This window comes from uncultured Flavonifractor sp., from assembly GCF_944385615.1.
In the GTDB taxonomy this organism is placed as follows: domain Bacteria; phylum Bacillota; class Clostridia; order Oscillospirales; family Oscillospiraceae; genus Flavonifractor.
In genome coordinates this window covers 1-24,796 of record NZ_CALWXV010000039.1, presented here as the reverse complement: position 1 = coordinate 24,796, position 24,796 = coordinate 1, and the positions used below count along the sequence as shown (strand labels likewise).

Sequence of the window (24,796 nt, the reverse complement as noted above, 5' to 3'; positions counted from 1 at the left end):
GAGGAGGCCGGCTTCAAGCCCGGCGAGGACTTCATGATCGCCATCGACGCCGCTTCCTCCGAGTGGTGGAACGAGGAGGAGAAGTGCTATATCCAGCCCAAGTCCGGCAAGAAGATGACCCAGCAGCAGCTGGTCAACATGTGGAAGAAGTTCGTCGAGACCTACCCCATCATCTCCCTGGAGGACGGCATGGCCGAGACCGACTGGGAGGGCTGGTCCATGCTGACCAAGGCCATCGGCGACAAGGTGCAGCTGGTGGGCGACGACCTGTTCGTCACCAACACCGAGCGCCTGGCTACCGGCATTGAGAAAAAGGTGGCCAACTCCATCCTCATCAAGGTCAACCAGATCGGCACCCTGACCGAGACCCTGGACGCCATCCAGATGGCCAACCGCGCTGGTTATACCGCCATCGTGTCTCACCGCTCCGGCGAGACCGAGGACGCCACCATTGCCGACATCGCTGTGGCCCTCAACGCCGGCCAGATCAAGACCGGCGCTCCCAGCCGCACCGACCGTGTGGCCAAGTACAACCAGCTGCTCCGCATCGAGGAGGAGCTGGGCGACGTGGCTCAGTACCTGGGCAAGAACGCTTTCTTCAACCTGAAGTAATTGGAAGCGCTGAGCACCCGGGAGCAGCTGGCTAAGACCCGGAGCGGAGCAAACGGACCGGAGGCCCCAAAGGGCCGCAGGACGGCTTGCGCAGTCGCAGGGGCTTAGACGGCGTCGCGGAGGGTGCGAAGCGTGACAACCGAAGGAACCACAAGGGGCCGCTGCCAATGGCAGCGGCCCCATTTTTTTCTTTATTCCAAAATAAAACTTTCTCCCGCCCAGGCTAAAACTGCTTGAGCGGGAGAGATTTTTATAAAATTCAGGGAAGAACCACGTCATCCTCTTCCGTCACGCCATTCAGAATCTCCACATACTCGCTGCCCCACAGGCCGGTCTCCACTGCAACGGATTCCGCTTTGCCGTTTCGCACCACCTGAACAGTGTCTCCGTCCACCGCCTTTACCGGCAGGCGAAGGCAGTCCTCCTTTCCCTCAGTAAGGATGGAGACGGATACGTTCATGCCGTCCCGCAGGCCGTCGGTATCGTCCAGGGCGATCTCCACCGTGTAGTCCGTGACGCCACCGGAGGTAACGCCGGTATCCTCCACCCGGCGGACCGAGCCGGTATAAGTACGCTCCTCTCCAGTGTCGGTGGTGAAACTGATGGATACGGTCTGGCCTGTGCCCACCCGGTCAATGTACTGCTCATCAATGCTGGCGTGAACGCACAGGGCTTCCGGCTGGGCCAGTACCGCCATGGGACTGCCGGCGGCGGCCAGATCCCCCTCCTTGACCGTGCGGCTGAGGATGGTGCCGTCCACCGGCGCGGTGATGGTGTAGTCCTCCCGCTGGCTGGTGAGCTGGTCCAGACTGGTCTGAGCGGAGCGTACCTGGACCTGGGCGGCATCCACCTGGAGCTGGGCGTTGTCCACCTGGAGCTGAGCGTTATCCACCGCATTGGTAAGGCTGTCGTTTTTCAGGGTCATCACCGCCTGGCCGTTGGTGACCGAGCCCCCCTCCTGGATGGACAGGGTAAGTATCTGCCCCGATTGGGCGGCATAGATAGCCTGCTCGGTGCCGTAGGAGATGGTGCCCGCCTCCATACACAGTACCCCATTGACCGAGGCCATGGCGGTGGCGCCGCTGGCCAGGGTGCCTGGATTGCGGAAGGAGAATTCCACATTCACCCCCGTCCGGCTGCCGCTGAGCGCCACAGGCGCGTCATATACCCGCACCACCGTGCCGGTCAGGGTGCCCGCCATGCCGGGAAAGGAGATGACGGCGGCGGCTCCGGGGCTGAGCTTGGCGGCGTCCTCCAGGGAGAAAGGTACCACCAGCTTCAGGTTGAGATTGTCCACCACCTGGGCCACCGGAGTGCCGGAGGATACAAAGTCACCCACATGGACATTGACCGCTGTTACCGAGCCGGAGGCGTGGGAGGTCACCGTCAGGTCCCCGCAGGCGGCCTGGGCCTGAGCCAGGCTGGTTTTGGCCTGGGCCAGGGAGGCCTGGGTCTGCTCCAGCGCCACCTGGGCGCTGTCCACCGACAGGGCCGCTTGGTCAATCTGATCCTCCAGGGCGGATGAGTCGATCACATAGAGTACCTGGCCTGCGGTCACCGTGTCTCCCTCTTTGAAGGCGCAGGACTCCACGGTGCCGCCCACAGTGGGGACAATGGTATAGCTATCGGCATAGGTCACCGTGCCGGTGTCCTCCACCCGGTATTCCACCGGGCCGGTGTCCGGCGTGACCGTGCGGTAGACGGCCTGGTCCCCGTTGGAGCATCCCCCCAGCAGAAGCAGGCCCAGAGCGGTACAGCAGGCGGCAGACCGCCGCCAACATGCAGCTTTCATACAGATACACCCCCGTGTGTGCTATTCCACGCTTTTCAGTGCGCCCAGCATATCAATATCCCGCATTTTCCGCCCGATGATCCCATTGACCCCAAGAGCAAATACCATGGTTACCCCGCAGGACAAGGCGATGGCCGTAGGTGTAATGACCACCTTCAGGGGCATGGCGGTGATGGAGAGGATCAGAAACCGGTCCAGGGCGATGCCCAATGGGATGCCGCACAGAATTCCTGCGCCGGCGAAGATCAGGTTTTCGCTGAGCTGGAGCTTTTTGATCTCCGCTTCATAAAAGCCCAGTACCATCAGGGTGGCCAGACTGCGGATCTGCTCAAAAAAGCTCATAATACCCAGGTTATAAATAACGATACAGGCCAGCCCTCCACCAAAGACAATAAGGATATACACCACCATGGAGGTGTTGGTCATCTTCTCCACCGCCGCTCGAGTCACGGCCTCCCGACTTTGCCAACCATCTACAAAATCATAGCGGTCCAGCTCCCGCTCCAGGGTAACGGCGTCGGTGGTGGTCAGGTAGGCAGTGGTGGGGGTATAGGGCTTTCCAAGGCTTCGCCACAGACTCCGGCTCACATAGGCTCCGCTGACGCAGCGATTCACCTCTACCACCTTTAGGGAATAATAGCGGGTATCTCCGTTGAAGCGGAGGGTCAGAATGTCTCCTTCCGTCACCCCCAGCTCGTCGGCCAGTAACTGTTCCAGCACCAGTCCATCCTCCGGCAGGGTGAGAGAGCCGGTGGCGTAGGGGTCGTACAGGTGGAGGGAGACGGTATCCTCCACCACCGTCAGGGTGGAGGTAGCCAGATGGTCTTCGGTGTACATCCAGCAGGCGGTGGTCATCTCCAGCTCGGCCCCGGTAACGCCGGGCGCGGCGGTCAGGCGGCTGTACTGGGCCTCGGTCACAGAAGTGTTCAGGCTGACCATCACGTCATATTGATTCTGGTTTTGGGCCAAGGCGTCGGAATAGGCGTCCATAGAGTCCTTGATGGCAAAGGCCATGAATACCAGGGCCATACAGAAGGCGATACCCACCACACAGGTGAGCATCCGCACCTTGTTGCGGAAGGTGTTGCGGATGATGTACTTGGCGTTGAAACCCAGCCGCCGCCACAGAGGCCCCACCCGCTCCAGCAGTACTGTTTTGGCGTTTTTCGGAGGCTTGGGGCGCATACATTGGGCGGGAGTTTCCTTCAGCAGGGAGCGGGCCACCAGCCAGGCGCTGCCCAGACAGCACAGGGCGGTGAGCCCGGCGGCCTGTCCCCAGGCGGAAAAGTCGTGGACGATGGTATAGGGGGGCAGGTCGCAGCCGGTGGCGATGGTCCACACGATCAGGGCGGAGATGTACTTGCCCAAAAAGGCCCCGATGGGAAAGCCCACGATCACCACCAACAGAGCGTGGAGCAGGTAATAGATCAGAATGGTGCGGTCGTCGTATCCAAGAGCCTTGAAGGTGCCGATGTCCATACGGGCGTTTTCAATGAGCCGGTTCATGGTGCTCACCATCATCAGTACCGCGCACAGGAAAAACAGGGTGGGGAAGAAGGTAAGGATAGGCGTCAGATTATTTTTTCCTTCCATCAGGGAGTAGGCGGGCTGGTTGTCCTTCAGGGCCAGAATATTGACCACCTTGTTGCCCAATACTCCGTCGATGGCGGAGCGGAGGGCGGCAGGGGGCAGGGCGTCATCGGTGGTGATGCAGATCTGCGTATATTGGTGGGCGCCCATCACCCCACTGAGGACCTCTTCGTCCACATAGGCAAAGCCAAACCGGGTCAGGTCGGGAGAGGGATTGGTGGCGTTGACGTTGTACAGGCACTCCGGGTCCTTGCCCAAGCCGCAGACCTGGAGCCGCAGATCCACCCCAAGGCCGGTGAGGGTGATCTCATACCAGTCTCCCACCTCCAGGCCGTGAGCGGCGGCATACTGATCGCTGAGAAAGATTTCCCGGCTGGTCTGGGGCAGGGAGCCCTCCACCACATATGGGGTGTTGATGGAAAAGTCAGCCACCCCATAGAGGGCCAGAGTCAGGTCGCTGTCGTACCGGTCCTCGGCATCCAGCGCCACCCGGGGCTGCACCCCGGTGATCCCCTTGATTCTGGACAGGGCCCGGCAGTCGGCCTGGTCCAGCCCCACGCCGGTGATCCAATAGTCGGCCACGTTTTGGGTCTCATAGTAAGACCCCATCAGCCGGTCCACGTTATAGATGATCCCGCTCAGGCCGGTGTAAACCACCACGGCGATCATGGTGATGATGCTCACCGAGATCAGCCGGGAGGCAGTACGCCGCAGGTCGCGGAAAAAATTTTTCCAGATCATGCTACCACTCCAGCTCCTGTACCGGCACCGGGTTGGGGTTTTCCGCAAAGGATTCGATCTTGCCGCTCTTCATGCGGATCAGTACGTCGGCAGTGGGAGCCAGGGCCCCGTTGTGGGTGACCACCACCACCGTCTTTTTGCTCTGCTTGCACAAGTCGTATAAAAGGGCCAAAATAGACTTGCCCGTCACATAGTCCAGGGCGCCGGTAGGCTCGTCACACAGCAGTACGTCTGGATTTTTAGCCAGGGCCCGAGCGATGGCTCCCCGCTGCTGCTCGCCGCCGGAGCACTGGGCGGGAAAATTCCGGCGCCGGTCGTCCAGCCCCACCATGTTCAGCACTTCCCGGGCGTCCAGGGGATTTTTGCAGATCTGGCTGGCCAGCTCCACATTTTCTTGCACCGTCAGATTGGGCATCAGGTTGTAAAACTGAAATACAAAGCCGATGCTCTCCCGGCGGTACTGGGTAAGCTGCCGCTTGTTGAAGCCGGAGATCTCCTTCTCATTGACAAAGACCTTGCCGCTGGTGGGGGAGTCCATGCCGCCCAGGATGTTGAGTACGGTGGATTTGCCCGCGCCGCTGGCCCCCAGGATGATGGTGTACGTTCCCTCCGGGATGGTAAAGCTGATGTCATCCACGGCCTTGATGATGGTTTTGCCCATATGATACTCCCTGGATACATGCTCCAGCCGGACCCCTGCCATAAGGATGACACCTCCCTGAAATTGGTGAAATAGTACGAATCACGACGGAATTTCTGAAATAATTTATGGGATGTGTCATATTATAGCATGGCATACCGGCTTTCTCAATCCCCCCGGGACAGCGGAAATAAAAAATCCGCGGACCGGGTCCGGTCCGCGGAAAACAATTATATGAATTGGTAGGCGCCGTCGGCGGTGAGGGAGAAGGCTGTCTGGAAGAAGGCGGCGCAGGCCTGGGACAGATATTCCGGGTCCTGACTGCCGCCGGTCTCCACGGCGGAGTGCATGGCCAGCTGGGCCATGCCGATGTCCACCATGGGGATGCTGACGGCGTGGCTGAGCAGATTGCCCAAGGTGGAGCCGCCGGGTTCATCGGCCCGGTTGGCAAAGACCTGCACCGGTACTCCGGCCTTCTGGCAGATGGCCCGGAACAGACCGGCGGTGAGGCCGGTGGTGGTGTATTTCTGACTGGCAGACAGCTTGACCACCACCCCGCCGTTGGGGTAGACTTTGTTGGCCGGGTCGGCTTTCTCGGTGAAGTTGGGGTGGACGGCGTGGCCGTTGTCGGCGCTGAGGAGCATACTGCCCGCCAGAGCCTGCCGGGTCTGCTGGGGGTCCAGAGCCAGCACGTGGGCGATCCGGGCCAGAACATCGGGCAGGAAGGAGCTGAGGGCCCCCTGCCGGGTGCCGCTGCCTACCTCTTCATTGTCAAAGAGACAGTAGACCTGCCCGGCGTTTTTCTGAGGGGCGGCGGCCAAAAAGCCCTCCAGGGTAGCATAGGCACAGCCCAGATCGTCAATACGGGGGGCCTGGAAGAGCTCTCCGGCAGGGCCCAGTACCACAGGCTGCTGGCGGGGGCAGAGGGTCAGGTCGGTGGACAGAATATCCTCCTCAGACACCCCCAGGGCCTGGGCCACCAGTTGGGTGAGAGAAGGGCTGCCCGCCAGACCGTACAGAGGCTGCATATCCTTCTGGGCATTGTAATCGTGGCCCTTGTTCACATCCCGCTGCTGGTGGATAGCCAGGCTGGGAATGGTGAGCAGGTCCCGGTCCAGATAGACCAGTCTGCTCTCCACGCCGTCCCTGGTTTTGACAATGGCCCGGCCCGCCACGGTGAGGGGGCGGTCCATCCAGGAGGCCCGGTTCATGCCGCCGTAATCCTCAGCGGACAGGCGGAGGTACCGCTTGTCCCCCTCCAGCACGTCGCCTTTAATATAAAAGGTAGGGGAATCGCTGTGGGCGGCGGTCATCCGCCAGCCTGTGACGGTTTCCAGGGGCAGCCGGAAGGCGATGAGGCTGCTCTGGTTGCGGGTGGTATAGTAGCCCTTGCCGGGCTCCAGGGCCCAGGAGGCACACTCCTCCAGCCGGGTAAAACCTGCCTCGTCCAGCAGGGAGGCGGCGGTGTGGACGGCGTGGTAGGGGCTGGGGCTGCGGGCGATAAAATCCATGAGACGCTGCAATGTGTTCATACTTGATACCCTCTTGTTAAAATGCGGAATTTGTTTTTTTCCAATGAAACAGCAACAACATTCTACCACATTCCCAAGAGGGGTCAATCCCCAAATGGCAGGGCCTTTTCAGTCAAGAACGGTTTCTGCCGGAACCGCCACCCCCATTTTCATTTGCTAAATTTGAAAGTCGCTTCATTGTGGCTGTAATTGTCCTCTGAACCAGAAAGCTATCCATGAGCTCTTTCACACAGAGCGGTTTATATTCCTCCGCTGCTTGCCCCAGCTCCTGATCCGCCGGATGTCCCACCAGCTGATGACATACCAGAAGAAGATGCGCAGCTGGAGGGAGCGGATGCTCCATCAGGTTGTACTCCCCCACGATCAGCAGATTGCTCCTTTTCTTGTTCTTCTTTTGGAATGGCACTTTTCCATTCCTTTGGGTCCTCTTTCGGTTTTCGTGAGGTCATGGCCAGCAGGTAAGCCTGCATGTCATGTTTCTTCAAATATCGCAAGTCTTTTAACGGAACATGATCACCAGCCCGTATCCTTGCGGCAATTTTATTGCAGATCTTCATGATCTTCGTTGTTTCCCGCAAAGTTTCCAGAGCTTGCGCTTCCGGGGAATTTTTTGCATCCTCTCTTGCCTGATCTATGGCTCTAAGCCTATTTTGCATTTGAACCACTGCAAGCACCTGTTTTGATAGGGTTACTTGGTCTTTTTTCGCAGTACCCGCCAAAGGGGACGAAACTCCAGCTTTATTCCCAGCCAATCCAGAAGTACGGTAGCCATAAAACGAACCACCAGCCCTATTTACCTTCATTTTGTTCACCTCCGAAGAGTGTTTCGATGTTTCTCTGAAGTTGCCCTGCTTTTTTGGCCTTATAAACAAAAAAGAGAAATCTGGGGAACCTTTCATATAATTATTCGACAAAGATTCCAAAAACTTTAGTATACGGAAAAATAGAATCTGTAATAGGGTACTTCTCTCGGTTTCGTTATGGTTGGTCGCTCCTTTCTGTTCATGGGCAAAAGAAAAGAGCAGCCGTTTTTTCCAAAACAGGCTGCTCTTGATGGATAATAGATGGCGGATATTGCTTACACAGAACTAACTTATACACTCTGGATACGCTCGCTCTTAACACGGTCGATTGCCAGTTGAAAGCTGCTCAAATCGCCCATCAGGGACGAAACAGTCCAGTTGCGCTCAGACCAAAAATCAGTGTTTGCAAAGGCCAAGGACCTCTGGTTGCTTGCCGTTCCACCTCTGGCTGCGTTCATCTGGTTCAGAATGTCCGACACTTTGGAATAGGCTCCTTGCTGGATTTGTCCAGCGTAACCCAACCCCTGCAACTGGCTCTTGGTCTGGGCGAACAGGAGGGCGTTGCCCTTTGTGTCGGCCAAGGTATTGATTTTGGTACTCCATTGGGTGGACTCTGTCCCCATAGATTCCGTCAGCCCGTTATATCCGGGGATGATTCGGGTAAAAGACATACCGATGTCGCAGGTCTCCAGTTTGCTCAGCACGCCCTTTTCCTCCAGATAGCGGATAAAACTGTCGTACTCCTTCTGGGTCATCTGTTGGGGGTCATACTTCTGTGCCAATTCGTTAATCTCTTCATCGGTTAGCGTATTTTGGTCCACCGGGTTCTTTTTCAGTTCTTCAAACTGCTCCTGTGCCGTTTTCATCACAGCATCATAGTCAACAGTTTTGTCAGTAAGCTCCATCTTTTGGGTGGTCGGGTTAAGATAATAGACTGCCCCTGGGATGAAAGCCTCTACTGAGTTCATGCCAAGTTCCTCCCATTTGTGAGATCGGTTTCAGGGGTTGCATCTTTTTCAGCAACCTTAGTTGGTACGGGTAGTGGGACTCGAACCCACACGCCTTTCGGCAGAGGAACCTAAATCCTCCGAGTCTACCAATTCCACCATACCCGCATATTTATTTTAGTTTAGCATTAGAAGAGGGAAAAGTCAATTCTTCTGAAAGAAATCCAATCGGATAGGCTTGCGAGGGATGTGGTACAGGCGGTATAATGCGTGTATCAAACCATTGTTTTCCCAGGAGGACACAGAGTATGGAAATCGCACCCCGCATTGCGGCAATTCAGGATCTTTCGGGCTTCGGCCGCTGCTCCATGACAGTAGTATTGCCGGTGCTGTCGGCCATGGGAAGCCAGTGCTGCCCGCTGCTGACCGCCAGCCTCTCCGCCCACACCGCTTTTCCCGCCAGTGACAAGGCTGTATTTCTGGATCTGACCAGCTGGATGGAGCGGACGGCAGCCCATTGGGCGGAGCTGGGGGTGCGCTTTGACGCCATCTACAGCGGCTTTTTGGGATCGGCTGACCAAATCGGGATCATTGAGCGCTTTTATCAGCAGTTCCGTGGGGAACAGACCTGGGTGCTGGTAGACCCGGTGATGGGGGATCACGGCAAACCCTATCGGACCTATACGCCCGATCTGTGCGCCAAAATGCGGGAGCTGGCGGAGCGGGCCGACTGTATCACCCCCAACTGGACAGAGGCCGCCCTGCTGCTGGAGGAGGACTATGCCTGTGTGCCTACCTGCCGGGAGGGCATCCAGGACTGGCTGGAGCGCCTGAGTCTTCAGGGAAAGCGGTCGGTGGTGCTGACCGGGGTGAGCCTGGAGCCGGGGCAGGTAGGGGCCGGCTATTTTGACCGAACCACCGGAACCACCGGCTTTGCTATGGCTCACCAGGAGCCGGCCCATTTTCCCGGTACAGGCGACCTCTTTGCCAGCGTCGTGCTGGGCGCTATGATGCGGGGGGACGCGTTGCCCGGCGCGGTGGAGCAGGCCGTGGGATTTGTGCAGCGCTGCGTGGCCCATACCCTGAAGGCGGGCACGCCGGCGGTGGAAGGCGTCCAATTTGAGCCCATGCTAAAGGACTTGATGGGATAAAAAATGGCCTGCCGCGTTTGCGGCAGGCCGTTTGATATTTGTGGAACTTACTTGTGGTCCACAGAATACATATGAGCAATGAGGTCCAGGACCTTGTTGGAGTAACCCCACTCGTTGTCGTACCAGGACACGACCTTCACGAAGGTGTCGGTCAGAGCGATACCGGCGCCGGCGTCGAAGATGGAGGTACGGGCGTCGCCCAGGAAGTCGGAGGAAACCACGGCGTCCTCGGTGTAGCCCAGGATGCCCTTCAGCTCACCCTCGGAGGCGGCCTTCATGGCGGCGCAGATCTCGTCGTACTTGGCGGGCTTGGCCAGGTTGACGGTCAGGTCCACAACGGACACGTCCAGAGTGGGAACACGCATGGACATACCGGTCAGCTTGCCGTTCAGCTCGGGAATGACCTTGCCCACGGCCTTGGCGGCGCCGGTGGAGGAGGGGATGATGTTGCCGGCAGCGGCACGGCCGCCGCGCCAATCCTTCTTGGAGGGGCCGTCAACGGTCTTCTGGGTGGCGGTGGTGGAGTGGACGGTGGTCATCAGACCATCGGTGATGCCCCAGTTGTCATGCAGCACCTTGGCGATGGGAGCCAGGCAGTTGGTGGTGCAGGAGGCGTTGGACACGAACTTCATGTCAGAGGTGTACTTGTCCTGGTTGACGCCCATCACGAACATGGGGGTGGAGTCCTTGGAAGGAGCGGACATAACCACCTTCTTGGCGCCGGCGTCGATGTGAGCCTGGGCCTTCTCCTGGGTCAGGAACACGCCGGTGGACTCCACGACGTACTCAGCGCCCACCTCGCCCCAGGGAATGTCCTTGGGATCCATGCAGGCAAAGAACTTCACGGTCTTGCCGTTGACGATGATGGCGTCATCGGTGTACTCGATGGTGCCGTCGAACTGACCGTGCATGGTATCGTAACGGAGCATATAAGCCATGTAGTCGGGGGTCATGAAGGGATCGTTGATGCCAACGAACTCAATGTCAGAGCGGTTGATGCCGGCGCGGAACACCAGACGGCCGATGCGGCCAAAACCGTTAATACCCACTTTAATGCTCATAGTGAATCTCTCCTTTGTTCTAAATAGCTGCTTATTCATCTTTCTTTGGCGCGACTACATTATAGACTAATCTGCCAGGAATGAAAAGAGGAAAAACGCAAAACTTACTGGGGAAACTGTATAAATTTATCCGGGCGTTATCGGTAAACGTGGCAGTTTCGACGTTATGCGACCGTATTCCTTGTGATTCGACAAAATATTTGCTATACTGACTTTGAGTAAAACGCCCAGGGGGGGCAGAGAAAAGGGGGAGTTGGATGGAGTCCGTTCCTGAGGACCTGGGAGTGCTGCTGGTGGAGCAGTTCCGGGCGCAGATGAACAACCTGGCGGCGGCGGTGCAGCTGCTGACGCCGGTGGTGCAGGAAAAAGCGGGGCCTCAGTACGAGCCCTATCTGGCCATCCTCCACCAGAGCCTGTACCGCATGATGCGGATGCTGGGCAATCTGGAATACCTCCAGCTGCCGGAGAGCGAATTGACCATGGAAAAAACCAGCCTGGACCTGGCGGGACTCTGCCGTCGGCTGGGGGAACAGGTGGACTCTCTGGCCGGGCAGGCCGGTCTGGAATTCTCCTATGAAGAGGAGCGGGGCAGTCTGATCACCACCGGGGACGGGACCCTGCTGCGGCGGATGCTGCTGGGGCTGCTGGCCAACGCCTTCCGGGCCGCAGGCAAGGGGGGACACACCGGCCTGCGCCTGGCGGTGCGGGAGGAGCGGGCCATCCTGACCGTGTGGGACGACGGCCCCGGCATGGCCCTGGAGGTTGACCCGGCGGAGGAGCAAGATCCGCTGCACCGGCCGACAGGGCTGGGGCTGGGCCTGCGGGTGGCCCGGCGGATCGCCGCTCTCCACGGTGGTACCATCGTCTTTGAGCAGCGGGAGGACCGGGGCTGCCGGGCAGTGGTATCCCTGCCCATTCAGCCGCCGGAGGCCGGGCGGGTGATGTGTACCCCACGGGCGGACTGGGACCGGTCGGGCGGCTTCTCCGACCTGATGGTGGAGCTGTCCGCAGTCCTGCCCTATGAGGCGTTTTTTCCAAGAGAGCTGGAATCATGATCGTGAACAGAGAGGGACACGCTGCCAAGGCAGGCGGCGTGTCCTTATTATATATTAGTAGTAAGCTGGCGCGGCAATGCTTGACGTTGGCGGCCTTCCGTGGGATAATAATTAGAATCCTGTTTTTGGTTTGGAGGGACCGGATATGATCGAGTTTTTGGTCCGGCATTTTGTGCGGGATTACCAGCAGGTACAGGACCCGGCGGTGCGGGAGCGCTATGGAGTGCTGTCCGGCGGCGTGGGGATCTGCCTCAACCTGCTGCTGTCCCTGGGCAAGTTTTTTGCCGGCCTGCTCAGCGGGTCCATCGCCGTGACCGCCGACGCCTTCAATAACCTGTCCGATGCGGGCTCTTCGGTGGTCACCCTGGTGGGTTTCAAGCTGGCCGGGCAGAAGCCGGACGACGGCCACCCCTTTGGCCATGGGCGCATTGAGTATCTGGCGGGGCTGCTGGTATCCCTGCTCATTCTGATGGTGGGGGTGGAGCTGGGCAAGACCTCCATTGAGAAAATCTTTCACCCGGAAGCGGTGGACTTTTCCCTGATTACTGTGGTCATTCTGATTTGCTCGATCCTGGTGAAGCTGTGGATGAGTCTCTTCAACCGGCGGCTGGGCCGGCGTATCCACTCGGCCGCCATGGAGGCCACGGCTACCGACTCCCTGTCCGATGTGGTGGCCACCTCTGCCGTGCTGGTGGGAACGCTGGTGGGCCATTTTGCCCAGGTGAGCATCGACGGCTGGATCGGCGCGGTGGTGGCTATCTTTATTCTGCGGGCCGGCTGGGGAGCGGCCAAGGATACCCTCAACCCTCTGCTGGGCACTGCCCCCGACCCGGAGCTGGTGAAGGAAATCCAGCAGCTGGTCCTCTCCCATCAGCAGGTGGTGGGAATGCACGATCTGGTGATCCACGACTACGGTCCCGGCCGGCGGATGTGCTCCTTCCACGCCGAAGTGCCCGAGGGGAATGACATTATGGAGGCCCATGACGCCATTGACCACATCGAGCGGGAGATACAGGAGAAATTCGGCATTGAGACCACCGTACATATGGACCCCATCGCCACCGGCGACAGTGAGGTGACCCGGCTGCGGGACCAGGTGCGGGAATTGGTCCGGGAGGTGGACCCGGATATGAGCATCCATGATTTTCGGGTAACCCGGGGGCCTCTCCACTCCAACCTGATTTTTGACGTGCTGGTGCCCCACCGCTGCCGCCTCCGTGACGAGGAAATCAGGCGGCGGATCACCGAGGCGGTACAAAAGACGGTGCCCGGCTGCTTTGTGGTGCTCCAGCTGGACCGGTCCTATGTGTGATTTTCTGGTTGTGCCACGGCGAAATCATAGGCCGATTTACAAATTGTTCACCCCAGATGCCCCGGCAGCGTGTATAATACCAGTGATTGAAGCATAAATCCAACTTGCTGCGGCGGATGCCGCAGGGTTTGGTATACTGGGAAACACAGGAAAACGCCATTTCAGTATGGAAAAGGACGGTGTATTATGGGCAAAAAGGTCCTCATCGTGGAAGACGACTCCAATATTGCCGAGCTGCTCCATCTCTATCTGGAGAAGGAGGGGTTTGAGACAGTGGTGGCCGGGGACGGCGGCAAGGGCGTGGAGATGTTCCGCTCCTTCAAGCCCGATCTGGTGCTGCTGGATATCATGCTGCCCGTCATGGACGGCTGGTCGGTACTGAAGAAGATCCGGGAGAACGACAAGACCCCCGTCATCATGCTCACCGCCAAGGGGGAGACCCAGGACAAGGTGGCCGGGTTAGAGGGGGGCGCCGACGATTACATCGTCAAGCCCTTTGAGATGAAGGAGGTGCTGGCCCGCATCCACGCGGTGCTCCGCCGGTTTGGCGGGGATGAGAACGGCAGTGGGGAGAAGAAGCTGTCCTTTGACAAGCTGGTCATTAACCTGGACTCCTATGAGCTGCTGGTGGATGGCAAGCGGGTAGATACGCCCCCCAAGGAGCTGGAGCTTTTGTACCATCTGGCCGCCTCTCCCAACCGGGTATTTACCCGCAACCAGCTGCTGGATGAGGTGTGGGGCTTTGACTACTTCGGAGACTCCCGCACGGTGGATGTCCACATCAAGCGCCTGCGGGAAAAGCTGGAGGGCGTCAGCCCTCAGTGGTCCCTGAAAACCGTCTGGGGTGTGGGGTATAAATTTGAGGTCGTGACCGGCGGATGAAAAGCCTGTACAAGCGCCAATTCATCCTGACGGCGGGGATGATCCTGGTCTCCTTTGCGCTGTTGGGCGCGGCCTTTTTTACCCTGTCCTATCAGTACACCATCCGGCAGACCAGGGACTCCATGGAGCGCAACGCCGACTATCTGGCCAATTTTACCTCCAAGGCCAAAGTGCTGGGAGTAGGTGTGGAGGATGAGGTCTATCTGACCATGATGGCCACCATTGCCCAGATCTCCGACGCGGTAGTGCTGATTACTGAGGCCGACGGCGAGATGGTGGTATCTACCGATGGCATTACCATCCAGAGCTATACCCAGCTGTCGGGCCACTATCTGCCCTCCAGTGTGGTGGATCAGGTGCGCCAGATGGGGAGATACACCGGCATGAGCACCTTGGGCGGCTTTTTTGCGGAGAAACGCTATGTGGCGGGTACCCCCATTTTCATGAGCACCCGGGATCTGAACACCGGAAAGGTGAACCAGACCATGATCGGGGTGGCCTATGTGGCGGCGGAGGTATCCAGCCTGACCGAGCTTTGGCGGGCCTTTATCACCATCTTCTTCTTCACCGCCGTAGTGGTGCTGTGCATTGCCTTTTTGACCAGTTCGGTCACTTCCCTGAAGCAGACCAAGCCGCTGCAGGAGATCGCCGAGACCGCCCGAAAATTCGGCCATGGCGAGTATGATGTACGGGTAACGGGCTATGAGGACCGAAAGGACGAGGTGGGAGAGCTGGCGGAGGCCTTCAACGCCATGGCCGACTCCATCGCCAAGAGTGAGGAGCGCCGCTCGGAGTTTGTGGCCAACATCTCCCACGAGCTGAAAACCCCCATGACCACCATTGCGGGCTTCTCCGACGGGATTTTGGACGGAACCATCCCGCCCGAGCGGGAGCGGGCCGCGCTCCAGACCATCTCCTCCGAGACCAGACGGCTGTCCCGGCTGGTGCGGCGGATGCTGGATCTGTCCCGGCTCCAGTCTGCCGAGAACGTCACCGCCCAGGAGCAGTTTGACGTGTCCGAGGTGATGCTGCGGGTGCTGGTGAGCCTGGAGACCAAAATCAACGCCCGGCAGCTGGATGTGGACACTCAGCTACCCGACGATCCGGTGATGGTGTGGGGCGACCCGGATGCCATTACCCAGGTGTGCTACAATCTGCTGGATAATGCCATCAAATTCTCCGACCCGGGGAGCACCATGGGCATTTCCATCACCGCCAAGGGGGGAAAGGCCCATGTGACGGTGCGCAATACCGGCCAGACCATCCCGCCTGACGAGCTGGCCATGATCTTTGACCGATTCCACAAGAGCGATAAATCCCGCAGTGTGGACCGGGAGGGCGTAGGTCTTGGCCTGTACATCGTCAAGACCATTTTGAACAACCACAAGGAGAACATTACGGTGACCAGTCAGGACGGGGTGACGGAGTTTGCCTTTACCCTGACGCTGGCGTAACCGGCTTGTTCCGGGATGGATCGGACCAAATGACGGGAGGGACCCATGCGCGGCTATTATTATGACCAAAACCGGGTCTACCCGGAGTATGAATCCTGCTCAGGGCGGGGACCAAACAAACGGCCCCGGGGGCCGGGCAAGGCTCTGATTTTGTTCGGCTGCACGCTGGCCCTGCTGATAGGAGCGGCGGGCGTGCTCCGCTGGGTGAACGGTACGCTGCTTTCCGACGACTTCCTGCTCTATCCCTATTCCCAAGGGGCTCAGGACGGGGAGGAGCGGGAGTGGGGCGGCGTCTGGAACGAGGAGGAGGAAGAGTCCCGGCGGGAGACTACTGTGGAGCAGGCTCCTCTGGAGAGCGGCCTGTCCATGACCCTGAACGCCCAGCCCTGGTCGGAGCCCCACACCCTTCAGACCATCTATCAGGAGAATATCCAGTCTATCGTGTCCATCTGGGGAGATGCGGGGGATGCCTATTCCTACGGTACCGGCGTGGTCCTGTCCGAAGACGGCTATATCATCACCAACGCCCACGTCATTGAAGGGTGCAGTCAAGTGGAGGTGGTCCTCCAGGACGACCGGAGTTTTGACGCCCAGCTGGTTGGGATGGATGTGCCCACCGATCTGGCGGTGCTTAAAATCGATGCCTGGGATTTGCAGCCCGCTGTCTTTGGCGACTCAGACGAGATGCAGGTGGGGGATACGGTGGTGGCCATCGGCAATCCTCTGGGCCAGGAGCTGCGGGGTACCATGACCGACGGCATCATCTCGGCCATCAATCGGGATGTGGATGTGGACGGGTACAGCATGGTCCTCATCCAGACCACCGCCGCCCTCAATTCGGGCAACTCCGGCGGCGCTCTCATCAACGAATACGGTCAGGTGATCGGTATCACCAATATGAAGATGTACGCCTATGACGACACGGTGGAGGGGCTGGGCTTTGCCATTCCCACAACAACCGTCAAGACGGTGGTGGATGCGCTGCTCCGGCAGGGGCACGTCAGCGGAGAGCCTACCATCGGTATCACCTGCTATACGGTGACTGAGGCCATGGCAGAGGAGTACGATATGCCCCGGGGCGTGTGCGTGAAGAGTGTGCAGAAAAACTCCGACGCCAAAACCCAGGGCATTTTCCCCGGCGATGTGATCGTGGAGGCCAACGGCCAGACCATCACCACGGTGGAGGAGCTGCTGGCTCTGAAAGAGGGCATGGCTGCTGGGGATGTGATCCACTTCCGCCTGTGGCGGGAGGGGGGGCTATCTGGAGCGGGATGTAACGCTGATGGAGCAGTACGTTCCAGAATCATGACATAAAAAACGGGCGTCTCCGGCAGGAGACGCCCAAAGTGTGCATGGGAAATGGAATCAACCGTTTCATGGATCGCACTTGTACCTCGTATGAGCTGCACATATAAAATACCATAATTTACTTAATATGTCAAACTCTACTTTTGACGAAAGGGGTCGAAGGGCAAAATGAGGATCGTCAACGGAGTGGTCCATACCATGGATGGGCCGGTCATCCAGCGGGGCTATGTGGCCTTTGAGGGTGGAAAAATCACAGCAGTGGGCCCCATGGAGGAACTGACCGGCCAGGCGGACCAGGTGCTGGACGCGCAGGGAGGGCATATCCTGCCCGGTTTTATCGACGCCCACTGCCATTTGGGCCTGTTTGGAGACTCCCTGGGGTTTGAGGCGGATGATGGCAACGAGTCCACCGACCCCTGTACCCCTCAGCTGCGGGCCATTGACGGGGTAAATCCCCTGGACCGCTGCTTTGCCGAAGCCCGGGCGGGAGGGGTGACCACCGTGCTCACCGGGCCGGGCTCGGCCAACCCCATCGCCGGGCAGTTCCTGGCCCTTAAGACCGACGGGCGGTGGGTAGACGAGATGGTGGTAAAGGCCCCGGCGGCCATGAAGTTTGCCCTGGGGGAGAATCCCAAGTCGGTGTACAACGACCGGAAGGAGACCCCGGTGACCCGTATGGCCACGGCAGCCCTTATCCGGGAGGAGCTGTCCAAGGCGCTGGAGTACCAGGACAAGCAGGATAAAGCCTCAGAGGACCCGGACACCGACATGCCTGACTTTGATGCCAAGCTGGAGGCCCTGCTGCCGGTGCTCAAGGGGGAAGTGCCCGCCCACTTCCACGCCCACCGGGCGGACGACATTGCCACAGCGGTGCGGCTGAGCCGGGAATTTGGCCTGAAGTACGTTATTGTCCACGGTACTGAGGGCTACAAGATTTCCGACCTGCTGGCCTCTGAGGGGGCGGCGGTCATCACCGGCCCCTGCCTTACCGACCGGTCCAAGCCGGAGCTGGTGGGCCAGACTCTGGAGAATCCCGCCCTGCTGGCTAAGGCGGGGGTAAAGGTGGCCATTTGTACCGATCACCCGGAAACCCCCATCCAGTATCTGCCCCTGTGTGCCGCTATGGCGGTGCGGGGCGGCATGGACCCGGAGGAGGCTCTGGCGGCCATCACCCGTAACCCCGCCCAGATCGCCGGTATCGCCGGGCGGGTGGGCACCCTGACCGTGGGCAAGGACGCCGATCTGGTGGTCACCGACCGCCACCCCCTGGACTGGAACGGGAAGATCACGGCAGTCTTTCTGGAGGGGAAACAGATCCGATAAAATTTTGCTGCCACTCTTGTATCGAAAAAATTTTGCGGTATAATAGAAGTGCCTAAAACAATGGCTGAATATTTGATGTAGAAGGGAGGAGCAGGATATGATCGGTGTGTATGGAATTGGCTGGGGGGCATCCAGCGCCAGCTATTGGGGGCGGACTGCCGCCGTCGGCCAGAGAGGGCGGATCACAGCGGTGAGCCGTGCCCAGCCTCAGGCCACGGACCAGCCGGTGACCCCGGTGACTGCCGCTCCCACTGTGAGCCGGGACCAGCCCAGCGGAGTGACCCTGACCGGTGCAGCGGCGGCCTCCAACTATCGGGAGGGAGCCGACCCGGTGGAACTGTCGGTGCGGGGCCGCATCCAGTACCTGAGCCAGGAAGAGCTGGACGCCGAGGTGGAGAAGGCCAAGTCCCCTCAGGAGGTCATGGAAGAGGGCGAGTGCCAGACCTGTAAGGAGCGGAAGTACCAGGACGGCTCCAACGATCCGGGCGTGTCCTTCAAGACCCCCACCAATATTGCGCCGGAACAGGCGGCGGCAGCGGTTCGGGGTCATGAGCAGGAGCACGTGGTCCGGGAGCAGGCCAAGGCCCAGCGGGAGAACCGGGAGGTGGTCTCCCAGTCGGTGACCTACCACACGGCGATCTGCCCGGAGTGCGGCAAGACCTATGTATCCGGCGGTACCACGCGCACGACCACGCGGTCGGCGGAGGAGCAAACGGCTGCCGATCCTACCCGCCAGGGCAGACGGACTCCGTTCTTTGCCGTGGCCTAAACTAGAGTGATATCATAAAAAAGTGTTCCGCAGCAGTTGTAACTGCTGCGGAACACTTTTTTGCTACAAAAGCCTCGCAGAGTTCCGCCGCCCACAGGCGGTGGAATCAAATTAGCCCTTTGTTGGAAAAGACCTTATGGTCTTTTCCGACAGTCTTATCCTTCCAGCTTGTCCACCCGGCGCTGATGGCGGCCGCCCTCAAATTCTGTGTTGAGGAAGGCGTCCAGGATCTTATCGGCCATATTGTTGCCAATGAGCCCGCCGCCCATAGCCAGCATGTTGGCGTTGTTGTGCCGCCGGGTCATTTCGGCGGACAGGGGCTCGCTGCACAGAGCGCAGCGGATGCCCTTCACCTTGTTGGCGGCGATGGAGATACCGATGCCGGTGGTACAGATGACGATGCCGCGGTCACATTCGCCGGAGGCCACCGCCTCCGCCGCCGCCCGGCCGAAGTCGGGGTAGTCGCAGCTGTCAGCGGTGTAACAGCCATAGTCCTTGTAGGCCAGCTGATGCTGGTCCAGATAGTCCATGACATGGCGTTTGAGGGCCAGCCCTCCGTGGTCGGAACCCAGTGCGATCATACTAAAAACCTCCTTATAATGTATGGAAGATAGGTTTACGCTTCTCATAGGTAGCCAGATACCGGAACCCGGCCTCTTGCAGCACCTGACAGGCCTCCCGCACGCCCTTGCCTACCCCGTCGGGGGTATGGGCGTCGGAGCCGATGGTCACGATTTCGCCGCCCTTGGCCTGGAACCGCCGGAGTACCGGTAGCCACTCCTTCAGGGTGCGGCCCCGCCAGGTGTTGATCTCGATTCCCTGGCCCCGTTCCGCCGCCGATTGGAAGATGGCGTCCAGTTGGTCGCCGTACCGGTCCAGGGAGATGGGGTGGTCCATATACCGCAGGGGATAAATAATATGGCTGAGCACGTCGTAAAAATCGGTGACCGCCAGCTTTGCCATAGAGGAAAAGTAATCATCCAGAGCGGCGTAGCAGGCGGCTTCGTCGGGGTAGTCCACATAATAGAAATCGGTACCCCCTCTCTCCGGGCACAGGTTATGGACCGAACCCAGCACAAAGTCCAGCTCCGGCTGGTCCAGGATCGTGCGGCTGAGAGCAGGGTTGAGGTGTGGCATCCCAAACTCCAGCCCCAGGCGGATGGTCAGCTTTCCGGCATAGCGGGGGGCGGTCTGCTGGTACTGCTCCAGGGCGGGGGGCCAGTCGTAGTGGTCCACCGGTGCTCCATAGAGCTCCAGCAGATCACAGTGATCGGTGACACACAGTTCGTCCAGCCCCGCCGCTACGGCGGCATCCGCCATAGCGGAGAGGGGAGTCTCGCTGTCGGGAGAGAGGACGGTGTGGGTGTGATAGTCGGTGAGATACATAACATTACCTCCAGAACAACAGTGTGGAACTCCATGTTTGGGGGAATTCAGTTCTCCCAAACATCCCCCCTAGACCAGCTTTAAAATGGCCAGGCCGGGAACCACTTCAGGATGCAGGTACCATACCAGCTGGGATAGGTGAGGCCCACCAGCGCCGGATAGAACAGCACATACAAAGCCCCGGCTCCACCGGTGACGGCATACATGGCCGGTTTCCAGCGGAGCATTTCCTCTTTTTTGGACAGCGTGTAAAACACGTAGCACAGAGCCAGAACCAGGAAAAGCACCGAGGGGAAATAGTGATAGGCGAAGGTGATACGCCCAATGAAGAACCAGGGTACCAGCTGGGCCAGATAGCCGATGAGGATAAACAGAGCCAGAGGGGAGTGCTGCTGAAAGGCACGGCTGACAAACCAGCCCAGGATCAGATACAGTACCAGCAGGGCGGCAATGAGCAGCAGGGAGAGCAGGCGGGTCTGGGTATCCAGCTCCTGGCCAAACACCCCGGTGACCCAGGCGGCGGAGGCGGCAGCCCCCAGACCGGAGAGCAGGAAAAAGGTCAGCTTGGCCCACAGGGGGCGGAAGGCCTGAGCGGCACACACCAGCATGGCGGCCAGCCCGCCCCAGCACACCACCGGATTAAGGAAGGCAGCAAAGCGGGTGGTGACCCCGCTGACCGAGTTGTCCATATAGTACAGGATGGGCCGGGCATTGACCAGCCACTCATACCACCGGGAGGAATAGGGGTGGGAGGTGGTGACCCCCTGATGGTAGGAGAGCATATACTTCTGGTTTTCCCACATTTCTTTCAACAGGTTGCTCAGAGACAGGTCCCCGGAAGCTGCCGCATAGGGCAGATAGGACAGCACATAGATGATGGCGGGGACGACGGCAAAGACCAGCACGGAGAAGGCCAGAATTTTCACCGTCCACGCCGTCCGCTCATGGCGGGTCTCCTCCGGCCAGCGGCGCAGTTTGACCACCAGGCCGATGAAATAGAGGGCCACCAGCCCGGTGCAGCCGTAGATCACCGTCCACTTGGAGGCGGCGCCGATGCCCCAGAACAGTCCCGACAGGAAGAGAGGAAGGGCGCACTGTTTGAAAGAGGCCCCTTCCGGCAGCACCAGATACCGGTACAGGAAATAGTACATCAGCAGGATGAAGAAGAAGGCGTAGGTGTCGATGGTAGCCAGCCGGGTCTGGGTCAGGTGCATGAAGTCCACCGCCAGCAGAATGGTGCCGCAGGTGGCAATGGAGGTACGGCCAAAGAGGTTCTTCAAAAACAGGTAGAGCAGGGGGAGCATGGCCACCCCAAACAAGGTGCCCATAAACCGCCAGCCAAAGGGGGTCATACCGAACAGGGAAATGCCGATACTCATAATGAGCTTGCCCAGAGGCGGGTGGGAAATCTCGTAGGGCTCAATGCCCCGCAGGTGCTCGTAGGCGGTGCGGGGGTGATAGATCTCGTCAAAGTAGGCGGAATTCAGGAAGGAGATGGCCTCAGGCACCGTATCCTGTTCATCGAATAGAGGATTGGTGGCGTCGTCCACCGCTACCCGCTGGCCGTTTTCATCAAAGAGGGCCAGCTCGTTCAGCTCCAGCAGGCCCTTGTTGGCCTGGCCAGTGATGCGCAGATATCGGATGTACTGGGGATTGTCAAAGACGATCTCGTTCCACTTGAAGAGCAGGTTGTACTCCTGGCTCACGGCGTAGCTGGCGCCGTAGCCGGTGCCGTCGGCCCAGTAGTAGCCGGTGACCTTGCTGGAGTCCTCGGGATCATCTTTCCGCTCCCACAGGGAGAGCCAGTTCACCCCGTCAGTGGAGATCTCCACCTGATATTTGCCGGTGCCCAGGCCGCAGAAATACCACATCTTGGACACCAGTACCTCTTCCTGAAGGACAAAGGTTTCCGACTTGCCGCTGCCGAAATCCCAGGGATTCTGGGGGCCGGTGGTGGAGCCCAGGTGAAAGAAGGCGGTAAAGGCGTAGAGCACGGTGATAAGCACCATGGGGATGGCGTCCTTTTTTACCAGGGGATGGTACCGTCCGGCGAAGGTAAAGGGCCGCTTATCCGGCAGAGGGGCCAGCTGCTGGGCCAGGGGGGCCCGGAGGTTTTTCCAGTACCACAGGAAGAACCACAGCAGCGCCGCGATGGTGAGGATGGGGAAGAGGTAGACGATATAGGAAATGGGGCCCATAGGAACACCTCGCAAATAAGGCAAAATAAGAGGACGAGTATGGGTACTCGTCCTCTTATTTTATTTCTTCTTCTTGCGTTTGTCAAAGAAAGATTTCACGCTGTCCGCCGGACCGGGTGGAATCTCGCCCATGGCTTCGCCATAGGCACGCAACGCCTCCTTCTGCTCGTGGGTCAGGCTGGTGGGAACCTGGACCTTCACGGTGACATACTGGTCACCCCGACCCCGGCCGTTGACCGAGGGAATTCCTTTGCCCCGCAGACGGAAGGTAGTGCCCGGCTGTGTTCCGGCGGGAAGAGTCCACTTGACTTTGCCGTCGATGGTGGGGATCTCCAGCTCAGCCCCCAGGGTGGCCTGGAGGAAGGTGACCGGGTGCTCCAAATAGACCGATGTACCGTCCCGCTTGAAAAATTCGTGGGGGCGGACGGTGACGCTGATGAGCAGATCGCCGGCGGGACCGCCGTTGCGGCCTGCGCCGCCCTGGCCCCGAAGGGAGACGGCCTGGCCGTTGTCGATGCCGGCGGGGATCTTGACGGTGAGCTTGCGCTGCTTGCGGACGCTGCCGCTGCCGCCGCAGTCCTTACAGGGCTGATGGATCAGCTTGCCCTTGCCGCCGCACTTGGGGCAGGTGGTGGTGGTGGCGAAGGTAAAGGCCCCGCCTCCCCGCTGGATGCGGATGGTGCCGCTGCCGTGGCAGTCAGGACAGACCTCCGCCGTTGTGCCGGGGGCGCAGCCGGTCCCCTTACAGGTATCGCAGTTCTCGGTGCGGTTGAGGGTGATCTCCTTTTCGCAGCCGAAGGCGGCCTCCTCAAAGCTGATGGTCACCGAGGCCCGCAGGGTCTCGCCCTTCATAGGGCCGTTGTTCCGGCGGCTGCTTCCGCCGCCGAAGCCCCCGCCAAAGAAGGAGCCGAAAATATCGCCCAAGTCGATATCGCCCATATCAAAGCCGAACCCACCGCCGCCGAAGCCGCCGGCGCCGAAGTTGGGGTCCACACCGGCGTGGCCGAACTGGTCGTACTTGGCCCGCTTCTCCTTGTCGGAGAGGACCTCGTAGGCCTCGTTGACCTCCTTAAACTTGGCCTCAGCCTCCTTGTCGCCGGGGTTCAGGTCAGGGTGATATTGCTTGGCCAGCTTGCGGTAGGCCTTTTTCAACTCGTCGTCTGAGGCGCTTTTGGAGACCCCCAGAACTTCATAGTAATCTCGTTTCTGTTCAGGCATTGGTGTTCACCTCTGTTTCAAAGTGGAGAGTGGAGAGTGAAGCGTGAAGAATACCCTCCACGATCCACCGTCTGGAAGAAAACGGAACGGCGCACAGGCGGGGGACAAGCCCCCGCCCGACGCGTCTGATCTCATATTTTCACGCTGCGGCGGCTGCACGACGGCGTGTAAGCCCCTGCGACTGCGCAAGCCGGTCCGGGGCCCCTTCGGGGCCTTCGGTCTGTTCGCTCCGCTTCGGGTCTTGCCCGCCTGCTCCGCACGTCTCCGCGCTTACTTGTTGTCGTCGTCCACGACCTTATAGTCGGCGTCCACCACGTTGGGATCGGTGTTGGTGTCGCCAGCCTGGCCGCCGAAGCCCGCGCCGCCCATGTCGGGACCGGCCTGGCCGCCCTGGGGATTGGCCTGCTGGTACATCTTCTCGGCGATGGGGTAGAACGCCTTGGAGGCCTCCTCGGTGGCGGTCTTGATGGCCTCGATGTCGGTGCCCTTCATGGCGTCCTTCAGCTTGTTGAGAGCGGCCTCCACGTTGGCCTTGTCGCCCGCGTCGATCTTGTCCTTGGCGTCCTCCATAGCCTTCTCGGTCTGGTAGATCACCTGGTCGGCCTGGTTGCGGACGTCCACCTCTTCCTTGCGCTTGGCGTCCTCGGCGGCGAACTGCTCGGCCTCCTTGACGGCCTTGTCGATGTCCTCCTTGGACATGTTGGTGGAGGAGGTGATGGTGATGTGCTGCTCCTTGCCGGTGCCCAGGTCCTTGGCGGACACGTTCACGATGCCGTTGGCGTCGATGTCGAAGGTGACCTCGATCTGAGGCACGCCCCGGCGGGCGGGAGCGATGCCGTCCAGGTTGAACCGGCCCAGAGTCTTGTTATACTGGGCCATCTCACGCTCGCCCTGGAGCACGTGGACCTCCACGGAGGTCTGGTTGTCGGCGGCGGTGGTGAACACCTGGCTCTTCTTGGCGGGGATGGTGGTGTTGCGCTCGATGAGCTTGGTCATCACGCCGCCCATGGTCTCAATGCCCA

20 protein-coding genes, 1 tRNA gene and 1 pseudogene are annotated in these 24,796 nt (G+C 59.6%); 9 read left to right on the top strand and 13 right to left on the bottom strand.

Translation table 11 applies throughout. The features are described 5' to 3' along the window. Positions 1–612 (top strand): annotated as a pseudogene (gene eno, locus Q0J75_RS10100) (phosphopyruvate hydratase); the annotation flags it as partial. A 259-nt stretch (positions 613–871) separates the two neighbouring features. Here eno and Q0J75_RS10095 read toward each other — a convergent pair. From Q0J75_RS10095 to Q0J75_RS10065, 7 genes are all read right to left on the bottom strand, one after another. Continuing rightward, positions 872–2,404 (bottom strand): efflux RND transporter periplasmic adaptor subunit, encoded by a 1,533-nt coding sequence (locus Q0J75_RS10095; RefSeq protein WP_297200546.1) that lies wholly within the window; start codon positions 2,402–2,404, stop codon positions 872–874. Positions 2,405–2,425: 21 nt separating this feature from the next. Beyond that, positions 2,426–4,735, bottom strand: coding sequence for an ABC transporter permease (locus Q0J75_RS10090; RefSeq protein WP_297200543.1), 2,310 nt, complete (start codon positions 4,733–4,735; stop codon positions 2,426–2,428). A gap of 1 nt (position 4,736) precedes the next feature. Next, the gene (locus Q0J75_RS10085) at positions 4,737–5,438 is read right to left on the bottom strand and encodes an ABC transporter ATP-binding protein (RefSeq protein ID WP_297200540.1); all 702 of its coding nucleotides are present in this window, start codon (positions 5,436–5,438) and stop codon (positions 4,737–4,739) included. 167 nt (positions 5,439–5,605) lie between these two features. Continuing rightward, positions 5,606–6,907 carry a M18 family aminopeptidase gene (locus tag Q0J75_RS10080; RefSeq protein WP_297200537.1) on the bottom strand — a complete coding sequence of 434 codons (1,302 nt, stop codon included), beginning with the start codon at positions 6,905–6,907 and terminating at the stop codon, positions 5,606–5,608. 239 nt (positions 6,908–7,146) lie between these two features. Then, entirely contained in the window at positions 7,147–7,710 is a 564-nt protein-coding gene (locus tag Q0J75_RS10075; RefSeq protein WP_297200533.1) for a hypothetical protein, read from the bottom strand. A 290-nt stretch (positions 7,711–8,000) separates the two neighbouring features. Next, entirely contained in the window at positions 8,001–8,678 is a 678-nt protein-coding gene (locus Q0J75_RS10070) for a hypothetical protein (RefSeq protein WP_297200528.1), read from the bottom strand. Between the two features lie 62 nt (positions 8,679–8,740). Then, a tRNA-Leu gene (locus tag Q0J75_RS10065) sits at positions 8,741–8,825 on the bottom strand. Between the two features lie 140 nt (positions 8,826–8,965). Between Q0J75_RS10065 and Q0J75_RS10060 the strand changes: the two genes are divergently transcribed. Continuing rightward, complete coding sequence (locus Q0J75_RS10060) at positions 8,966–9,808, top strand: pyridoxamine kinase (RefSeq protein WP_297200524.1); 843 nt, start codon at positions 8,966–8,968, stop codon at positions 9,806–9,808. A gap of 47 nt (positions 9,809–9,855) precedes the next feature. Here the strand turns inward: Q0J75_RS10060 and gap are convergent, their stop codons facing one another. Then, positions 9,856–10,869, bottom strand: coding sequence for a type I glyceraldehyde-3-phosphate dehydrogenase (gap, locus tag Q0J75_RS10055; protein WP_297200521.1), 1,014 nt, complete (start codon positions 10,867–10,869; stop codon positions 9,856–9,858). A 257-nt stretch (positions 10,870–11,126) separates the two neighbouring features. On the opposite strand from gap, the gene Q0J75_RS10050 reads away from it, so the two are divergent. The 7 genes from Q0J75_RS10050 (at position 11,127) to Q0J75_RS10020 (ending at position 18,972) form a co-directional block, all read left to right on the top strand. After that, positions 11,127–11,924, top strand: coding sequence for a sensor histidine kinase (locus tag Q0J75_RS10050; protein ID WP_297200518.1), 798 nt, complete (start codon positions 11,127–11,129; stop codon positions 11,922–11,924). 145 nt (positions 11,925–12,069) lie between these two features. Then, positions 12,070–13,236, top strand: coding sequence for a cation diffusion facilitator family transporter (locus Q0J75_RS10045; protein ID WP_297200515.1), 1,167 nt, complete (start codon positions 12,070–12,072; stop codon positions 13,234–13,236). Positions 13,237–13,422: 186 nt separating this feature from the next. Beyond that, positions 13,423–14,118, top strand: a complete 696-nt coding sequence (locus Q0J75_RS10040) for a response regulator transcription factor (protein ID WP_297200512.1) — start codon at positions 13,423–13,425, stop codon at positions 14,116–14,118. Continuing rightward, on the top strand, positions 14,115–15,572 hold the full coding sequence (locus tag Q0J75_RS10035) for a sensor histidine kinase (protein WP_297200509.1): 1,458 nt from the start codon (positions 14,115–14,117) through the stop codon (positions 15,570–15,572). The genes Q0J75_RS10040 and Q0J75_RS10035 overlap by 4 nt, the downstream gene beginning before the upstream one ends. 45 nt (positions 15,573–15,617) lie before the next feature. Continuing rightward, the gene (locus Q0J75_RS10030; RefSeq protein WP_297200507.1) at positions 15,618–16,886 is read left to right on the top strand and encodes a S1C family serine protease; all 1,269 of its coding nucleotides are present in this window, start codon (positions 15,618–15,620) and stop codon (positions 16,884–16,886) included. A gap of 162 nt (positions 16,887–17,048) precedes the next feature. Next, positions 17,049–18,203 carry an amidohydrolase gene (locus Q0J75_RS10025; RefSeq protein WP_297200505.1) on the top strand — a complete coding sequence of 385 codons (1,155 nt, stop codon included), beginning with the start codon at positions 17,049–17,051 and terminating at the stop codon, positions 18,201–18,203. A gap of 97 nt (positions 18,204–18,300) precedes the next feature. Then, positions 18,301–18,972, top strand: a complete 672-nt coding sequence (locus Q0J75_RS10020; RefSeq protein WP_297200502.1) for a hypothetical protein — start codon at positions 18,301–18,303, stop codon at positions 18,970–18,972. A 155-nt stretch (positions 18,973–19,127) separates the two neighbouring features. Here Q0J75_RS10020 and rpiB read toward each other — a convergent pair whose 3' ends face one another. From rpiB to Q0J75_RS09995, 5 genes are all read right to left on the bottom strand, one after another. Then, positions 19,128–19,553 carry a ribose 5-phosphate isomerase B gene (gene rpiB / locus Q0J75_RS10015; protein ID WP_297200500.1) on the bottom strand — a complete coding sequence of 142 codons (426 nt, stop codon included), beginning with the start codon at positions 19,551–19,553 and terminating at the stop codon, positions 19,128–19,130. A gap of 13 nt (positions 19,554–19,566) precedes the next feature. Next, on the bottom strand, positions 19,567–20,358 hold the full coding sequence (locus Q0J75_RS10010; protein ID WP_297200497.1) for a histidinol-phosphatase HisJ family protein: 792 nt from the start codon (positions 20,356–20,358) through the stop codon (positions 19,567–19,569). Between the two features lie 80 nt (positions 20,359–20,438). Continuing rightward, entirely contained in the window at positions 20,439–22,556 is a 2,118-nt protein-coding gene (locus tag Q0J75_RS10005) for a glycosyltransferase family 39 protein (protein WP_297200494.1), read from the bottom strand. Between the two features lie 60 nt (positions 22,557–22,616). After that, positions 22,617–23,774, bottom strand: a complete 1,158-nt coding sequence (dnaJ, locus tag Q0J75_RS10000) for a molecular chaperone DnaJ (RefSeq protein WP_297200491.1) — start codon at positions 23,772–23,774, stop codon at positions 22,617–22,619. A 270-nt stretch (positions 23,775–24,044) separates the two neighbouring features. Continuing rightward, positions 24,045–24,796, bottom strand: a 752-nt coding sequence (locus tag Q0J75_RS09995; RefSeq protein WP_297200489.1) for an Hsp70 family protein, incomplete at its 5' end; no start/stop codon positions are given.

Bases quoted from the DNA above. Each gene is read 5' to 3' on its own strand.
- Q0J75_RS10005 (WP_297200494.1), bottom strand. From the start codon at position 22,556: ATGGGCCCCATTTCCTATATCGTCTACCTCTTCCCCATCCTCACCATC.
- Q0J75_RS10090 (WP_297200543.1), bottom strand. From the start codon at position 4,735: ATGATCTGGAAAAATTTTTTCCGCGACCTGCGGCGTACTGCCTCCCGG.
- Q0J75_RS10030 (WP_297200507.1), top strand. From the start codon at position 15,618: ATGCGCGGCTATTATTATGACCAAAACCGGGTCTACCCGGAGTATGAA.
- Q0J75_RS10050 (WP_297200518.1), top strand. From the start codon at position 11,127: ATGGAGTCCGTTCCTGAGGACCTGGGAGTGCTGCTGGTGGAGCAGTTC.
- Q0J75_RS10080 (WP_297200537.1), bottom strand. From the start codon at position 6,907: ATGAACACATTGCAGCGTCTCATGGATTTTATCGCCCGCAGCCCCAGC.
- gap (WP_297200521.1), bottom strand. From the start codon at position 10,869: ATGAGCATTAAAGTGGGTATTAACGGTTTTGGCCGCATCGGCCGTCTG.
- Q0J75_RS10070 (WP_297200528.1), bottom strand. From the start codon at position 8,678: ATGAACTCAGTAGAGGCTTTCATCCCAGGGGCAGTCTATTATCTTAAC.
- Q0J75_RS10075 (WP_297200533.1), bottom strand. From the start codon at position 7,710: ATGAAGGTAAATAGGGCTGGTGGTTCGTTTTATGGCTACCGTACTTCT.
- Q0J75_RS10035 (WP_297200509.1), top strand. From the start codon at position 14,115: ATGAAAAGCCTGTACAAGCGCCAATTCATCCTGACGGCGGGGATGATC.
- dnaJ (WP_297200491.1), bottom strand. From the start codon at position 23,774: ATGCCTGAACAGAAACGAGATTACTATGAAGTTCTGGGGGTCTCCAAA.
- Q0J75_RS10040 (WP_297200512.1), top strand. From the start codon at position 13,423: ATGGGCAAAAAGGTCCTCATCGTGGAAGACGACTCCAATATTGCCGAG.
- Q0J75_RS10010 (WP_297200497.1), bottom strand. From the start codon at position 20,358: ATGTATCTCACCGACTATCACACCCACACCGTCCTCTCTCCCGACAGC.
- Q0J75_RS10060 (WP_297200524.1), top strand. From the start codon at position 8,966: ATGGAAATCGCACCCCGCATTGCGGCAATTCAGGATCTTTCGGGCTTC.
- Q0J75_RS10045 (WP_297200515.1), top strand. From the start codon at position 12,070: ATGATCGAGTTTTTGGTCCGGCATTTTGTGCGGGATTACCAGCAGGTA.
- Q0J75_RS10085 (WP_297200540.1), bottom strand. From the start codon at position 5,438: ATGGCAGGGGTCCGGCTGGAGCATGTATCCAGGGAGTATCATATGGGC.
- rpiB (WP_297200500.1), bottom strand. From the start codon at position 19,553: ATGATCGCACTGGGTTCCGACCACGGAGGGCTGGCCCTCAAACGCCAT.
- Q0J75_RS10025 (WP_297200505.1), top strand. From the start codon at position 17,049: ATGAGGATCGTCAACGGAGTGGTCCATACCATGGATGGGCCGGTCATC.
- Q0J75_RS10020 (WP_297200502.1), top strand. From the start codon at position 18,301: ATGATCGGTGTGTATGGAATTGGCTGGGGGGCATCCAGCGCCAGCTAT.
- Q0J75_RS10095 (WP_297200546.1), bottom strand. From the start codon at position 2,404: ATGAAAGCTGCATGTTGGCGGCGGTCTGCCGCCTGCTGTACCGCTCTG.